Source organism: Flavobacterium sp., assembly GCF_049590715.1.
GTDB lineage: Bacteria > Bacteroidota > Bacteroidia > Flavobacteriales > Flavobacteriaceae > Flavobacterium.
The window spans coordinates 1-6,467 of record NZ_JBAWDL010000150.1 but is presented as its reverse complement, the minus strand read 5'-3'; the positions used below and the strand labels follow the sequence as shown (position 1 = coordinate 6,467).

At 33.5% G+C, this 6,467-nt stretch carries 4 protein-coding genes; all 4 read left to right on the top strand.

Translation table 11 applies throughout. The features are described 5' to 3' along the window. Positions 1-52: 52 nt before the first annotated feature. Positions 53-1,228: a GlmU family protein gene (locus tag WBQ70_RS06860; protein ID WP_423912115.1), complete on the top strand. Its 1,176-nt coding sequence runs from the start codon at positions 53-55 to the stop codon at positions 1,226-1,228. Between the two features lie 247 nt (positions 1,229-1,475). After that, on the top strand, positions 1,476-2,927 hold the full coding sequence (locus WBQ70_RS06855) for an alanine/glycine:cation symporter family protein (protein WP_423912118.1): 1,452 nt from the start codon (positions 1,476-1,478) through the stop codon (positions 2,925-2,927). A 492-nt stretch (positions 2,928-3,419) separates the two neighbouring features. Further along, positions 3,420-5,054 carry an ABC-F family ATP-binding cassette domain-containing protein gene (locus tag WBQ70_RS06850; protein WP_423912113.1) on the top strand — a complete coding sequence of 545 codons (1,635 nt, stop codon included), beginning with the start codon at positions 3,420-3,422 and terminating at the stop codon, positions 5,052-5,054. A 796-nt stretch (positions 5,055-5,850) separates the two neighbouring features. Continuing rightward, a partial coding sequence (locus WBQ70_RS06845; protein ID WP_423912110.1) for a family 16 glycosylhydrolase occupies positions 5,851-6,467 on the top strand: 617 nt, incomplete at its 3' end.

Genomic DNA, 6,467 nt, shown 5'->3' with positions numbered 1-6,467 from the left:
CGACTTGTCCCTACGTCCCTACGGCAATCAATTTTAATAAAATATATATAAAATGAATTATATCCTTTTTGACGGACCTTCTAGAAATGCTTTATTACCTTTTACCTTTACACGTCCCGTTGCTGATATCTTGATTGGAATTATGACCATTCGTCAAAAATGGGAAATGTATTTAGGTTCTACCACAACAACACTTACGGAGGAATATTTATCAGATAAATATCCAATGGTAGAATTAGAAGAAAATGTAATGATTAATGCTTCTTTCTTACCAACCGCTTCATTAGTCGACTTAATTCAAGATTTAGGTCATAACCAAGCGATTTTTAAAGGAGAGGAAGTAGTGGCTTTTTATTCACACGACAGTCAAGAGGAAATAGACTTTGATAGTTATGAAATTATTGAATTTGAAGAAGAAACCATTACAGTAAATAATCCTTGGGATATTTTCTCTAAAAATGCTGATGCCATTCAAGCTGATTTTGATTATTTAACTGAAGATCGTAAGTCACAACCCATTCCTAAAAGTGTGAATGTAATCTCACCTGAGAATATCTTCATTGAAGAAGGCGCTAAACTAGAATTTGTAACATTAAACGCATCGACAGGACCTATTTATATTGGTAAAGATTCTGAAATAATGGAGAATTCTGTTATTCGTGGCCCTTTTGCTTTGTGTGAAGGAGCAGTTGTAAAATTAGCAACTAAGGTCTATGGTGCTACAACTGTAGGACCGCAATCTAGAATTGGAGGAGAAATCAATAATTCAGTATTATTTGCTCATTCAAATAAAGGACATGACGGTTTCTTAGGGAATTCTGTTCTAGGGGAATGGTGTAATATTGGAGCAGATAGTAATAATTCTAATCTAAAAAACAACTATGAGGAAGTAAAATTATGGAACTATGAAACCGAAGGTTTTGCAAAGACGGGTTTGCAGTTTTGTGGTTTGATGATGGGAGATCATAGTAAATGTGGTATCAATACTATGTTTAATACAGGTACAGTAGTAGGAGTTAGCGCAAATATCTTCGGAAGCGGTTTTCCTCGTAATTTTGTTCCAAGTTTTTCTTGGGGTGGTGCTTCAGGTTTTACTACTTATATTACTAAGAAAGCATTTCAAACAGCTAAAATCGTTATGAGTCGTAGAGATGTAGAATTTGATGACCAAGAAGCAGCCATTTTAGAACACGTTTTTGAAGAAACAAAAAAATGGAGAAAAGAATAATGATGAATCAATTCATTGTAGAGGCGCACTGTAGTGCGTCTTTGTTGTAGAGATACAAATGTAAATAGGCACTGCAGTGCGTATCTAGTCAAAGTGGATTATCTATAAACATAAAAACAAAACTGCTTTATTTGTAATGAATAAAGCAGTTTTGTTGTTTGATAGAATAATAGTCTGATTTTTTATAGAAAATTATTTGTATTCCCGATGTTTTGTTGTTTTTTTGATAAAAAATTAATAAAAAGATATTATGGAAGAATTCATCGGAATGTTGAATGATATTATTTGGAGTAACGCATTGATTGTTTTGTGTTTAGGCACAGGGCTCTATTTTTCTTTTTGCACTCGCTTTTTGCAAGTACGTCACTTCAAAGAAATGTTTCGTTTGCTTTTTGATGGTAAAAGTACCGATTCGGGGGTATCTTCTTTTCAGGCGTTGGCAATGTCTTTGGCAGGTCGCGTTGGAACGGGAAATATTTCTGGAGTAGCCACAGCTATTGCTTTTGGTGGACCTGGGGCTTTGTTTTGGATGTGGATGGTAGCTTTTTTAGGCGCTAGTACTGCTTTTGTAGAAGCAACATTGGCGCAAATTTATAAAGAAAAACATTTAGGGCAATTTCGTGGAGGTCCTGCTTTTTATATAGAAAGAGGATTAGGAGTAAAATGGTTTGCCGTATTATTTGCTATAACGACTATTATTTCAACGGGATTATTATTACCAGGCGTACAAGTTAATTCTATTGCTGAAGGGATGCAAAATGCTTTTCAAACAGATACTTTGTATTGCGGCATTGGTGTTGCTACACTGTTTGCAGCCATTATTTTTGGTGGTGTAAAAAGAATTGCCAAATTCACTGAATATATAGTGCCTTTTATGGCATTGGGATATATTGCGATAGCAATTTTTATTTTAATCATTGATTTCCAAGAAATTCCAAGATTGTTTCTATTGATTATTAAAAGTGCCTTTAATATGGAAGCTGGTTTTGGAGCTGTTTTTGGTTTAGCTATTCAGTGGGGTGTAAAAAGAGGGATTTATTCTAATGAAGCAGGTCAAGGTACCGCACCTCATATTGCGGCGGCTGCTAATGTGAGTCATCCTACGAAACAAGGTTTAGTACAATCCTTTTCGGTCTATATTGATACTTTGTTAGTGTGTTCTGCAACAGGATTTATGATTTTGATTACGGGAAAATATAACGTGGTAAACCCAGAGGTGGTGGGTAATTTTTTAGTTGAAGGCGTACCGGGTTTATCAGAAGGACCTGCCTATACTCAAGCCGCAATGGATACGGTAATGCCAGGCTTAGGGGCTTATTTTGTTGCAATCGCTTTATTTTTCTTTGCTTTTACAACCATCATTGCCTATTACTATATGGCCGAAACGAATATATCGTATCTAACACGAAATAGTAATTCTACCGTTTTTATATATGTTTTAAAAATAGTAATGGTTTTTGTTATTCTTTATGGCGCTACCAATCAGTCGCAATTAGCTTGGAGTATTGGTGATGTTGGAGTTGGACTAATGGCTTGGTTTAATATTATCGCTATTATTTTGTTGCAAAAACCAGCATTGAAAGCATTGAAAGATTATGAAAAACAAAAATCTGAGGGTAAAGATCCTGTTTTTAATCCCGAGGATATAGGAGTGAATAATGCTCATATATGGAATACAATAAAAAGAGAAGAGGAATAGAACCTTTGTTTATGATTTAATTGAATTGGTGTTTTTTTGATTTAATATTAATTCGTTGAGTGTAATTACTTTTTTATTGAAGGTTAGTTTTGTTTCGTTATACTGAGCTTATCCTAGTGACCTCTTGTAGATGGTCTTCGACAAGCTCAGACTGACATTTTGATTTAAATAAGTTCTAATCTTAAAAAAAACATTCGCCTTCTTTCCTAGTATAAAGAATTACAATCAACGGATTAATATTTACGTCAATTATAGTTGTACCCTTGATTGATGATTGTACGTGGTTTGCGTTAGGGATTGCAGTGGAAATCCTTTTTGGGCTTTTTTGCCCAAAAAGATTGTAACGAAAAGCCCGACCCTTGTGGTAACGCCCTAAAAAATAATTATATATTTTCAAATGGTTGAGTTCTCTATTTCAACTATATTTGCACTTTTAAATTTAGAGGCTAAAAACACATTTGCCTTCTATCTCAAAACTTTTAACTTCTTATAATGATTACAGTTAACGATATCTCCGTTCATTTTGGGGGAACTACTTTATTTAGCGATGTTTCTTTTGCTATCAATGAAAATGACAAAATTGCCCTTATGGGGAAAAATGGTGCGGGTAAATCGACACTGTTAAAGATAATTGCAGGTGCTAGCAAACCTTCAACGGGAAGTATATCTGCTCCAAAAGAAGCAGTTATTGCTTATTTGCCTCAGCATTTACTGGCGGTGGATGGTGCAACTGTAATGGAAGAAGCGTCGAAAGCTTTTGGTGAAATTTTTGCGATGAAAGCAGAGATGGACGAAATTAATGAACAATTGACTGTACGTACCGATTACGAAAGTGATGCGTACATGAAATTGATTGAAAGAGTTTCTGACTTAAGCGAGAAATATTATGCGATTGAAGAAGTCAACTACGAAGCTGAAGTTGAAAAAATATTAATAGGTTTAGGATTTGTTCGTGAAGATTTTTCAAGACAAACATCTGAATTTTCAGGAGGATGGAGAATGCGAATCGAGTTGGCTAAAATCTTATTGAAAAAACCGGATTTGATTTTGCTAGATGAGCCTACGAATCACATGGATATTGAAAGTATTCAATGGTTAGAGGATTTCTTGATTAATTCGGCTAAGGCGGTTGTATTGATTTCACACGATAGAGCATTTGTAGATAATATCACCAATCGTACCATTGAGGTAACGATGGGACGTATTTATGATTACAAAGCAAAATATACACATTACTTAGAGTTGCGTAAAGATCGCCGTATGCACCAACAAAAAGCATATGATGAGCAACAAAAAATGATTGCTGATAATAGAACTTTTATTGATCGTTTTAAAGGAACATTTTCAAAAACAGATGCGGTTCAATCACGTGTGAAGATGTTAGAGAAATTAGTAATCGTACAAGTAGACGAAGTAGATTCATCAGCCTTACGACTAAAGTTTCCTCCTGCGGCTCGTTCTGGACAATATCCTGTTATTGTGAAAGAATTAGATAAAGCTTATGGCGATCATGTGGTTTTTAAAGATGCTAATATTGTTATTGAAAGAGGACAGAAAGTAGCTTTTGTTGGAAAAAATGGGGAAGGAAAATCAACGATGATCAAAGCCATTATGAAAGAACTTCAAATTGATGGAGGAACTTTAGAAATTGGTCATAATGCTCAAATTGGGTATTTTGCTCAAAATCAAGCGTCATTATTGGACGAGAATGCGACTATTTTTGAAACTATTGATGATATAGCTGTTGGCGATGTACGTACACAAATCAAAAATATATTGGGTGCTTTTATGTTCCAAGGAGATGATATTACCAAAAAAGTAAAAGTCCTTTCAGGAGGAGAGAAAACGCGTTTGGCAATGATTAAATTATTGTTGGAACCAGTTAACTTGCTTATTCTGGATGAGCCATCGAATCACTTGGATATGAAAACCAAAGATATTATTAAAGAGGCGTTGCGTGATTTTGATGGTACTTTGATTTTAGTTTCGCATGATAGAGATTTCTTGGATGGATTGGCCACTAAAGTTTTTGAGTTTAAAAACAAAAGAGTAATCGAACATTTTGAAGATATTACTGGTTTCCTAGCTAACAAGAAAATGGAAAGTATGAGAGAGATTGAGAAGTAGATTTTTTATAAGCCTTAGTTATGGCTATTCAATATTAATCTGATCTGTTTGTAAACCACCCACCAAAGGGTGGTTTTTTATTGCCATCTCAGATAGTAATTTCTTGAATTAGTATATATTTTCTCTCTCTCGGATCTCCATCTTCTAAATCATATATTTTTTTGAATACTACCTCACAGGGAAAATTCAAAAAGTCCAATCAACACTCCCCTCTTTTAAAGTATCAGTTCATGATTTTGGTTTTACAGCGAAGTATTCTCGGACACTGTAAATTTTAAAATTGAAAGGTATCAATAAATTTATTTTTGATGTCCTATTAAAATTACCTAATACAACTATTTATACTATAGATTATCTTAATGTTATTATTATAAGATTGCTTTTATGATGGTTACTACTATGACAACTCTTTATGTATAAAGATCTTATAGATATTATTCACCTACAAACAGTCAATCAGGGTAAGAAAAGCTTATTCAAAGGTAATTTACATACATTTTTTAATGGTTTTATCTCCTTAATTTGTAGAAGAGTTCTTTTTAAACAAAGTTAAAACATTGTTACTAAATGTTTTGCAATTATAAACAAATTGATTTTTTAAATAGACTTCATTGATTTCTGACTTACAGATCCTGTAAATACGAAACTTATTTTTATTTTGAATAAACTATAACTGACCCAATTTATATTATTAACAAATTGTTTTTTTGAATGGATTAAGATGTTTTCTGATAGTCCATTCTTTAAAAAAACTTTTTTTATTTTAAGTAAATTATTACTAACCCAAATTTATATTATGAACAAATTTAATTTAATTTTCAGCTTATTGCTTATTGCAACAAGCCTTGGTGTGTATGGACAAAACCCTACCAAAACCTCAAATGCTGCAGATAATTGGCAATTAGTCAATAATCTATCTGATGAATTCAACAGTGCTACCCCCGATTGGAACAAGTGGCTTAAAACACAAAATCTTCCATACACAACAGGATGGAAATGGAATAATGAGCAAAATGCCAAAATTGTAAATAACGAGGCTCAATTAACCATGAGACACAATACAAATAATGTTGCTGATGGAGGGACTTATTTTAAATCTGGAATTCTAAAATCAAAAGAGACATTTACTACAGGTTATGTTGAAGCTAGAATTAAAGGAGCTGTAATCAATGTACCTGGAGCTATGAATGGCTATGGTGTATGCCCTTCTTTTTGGCTGTACAGTGATTTTGATAGATCTGGTGGTGAAGGTTCTGTAGTATATTGTGAAATTGATGTTGTTGAACTACAACAATTTGATTGGTTCAATAATCATTTAGATGACATCTATGATTCTGATCATAATTTACATCTGGTAAAAAAAGAAAATGGGAAAGATGTGTGGTACAGACCAAAACAAAACGTTGCAACCCA

Excerpts from the sequence above, each read along its gene's own strand:
- WBQ70_RS06860 (WP_423912115.1), top strand. The coding sequence starts at position 53 with ATGAATTATATCCTTTTTGACGGACCTTCTAGAAATGCTTTATTACCT.
- WBQ70_RS06850 (WP_423912113.1), top strand. The coding sequence starts at position 3,420 with ATGATTACAGTTAACGATATCTCCGTTCATTTTGGGGGAACTACTTTA.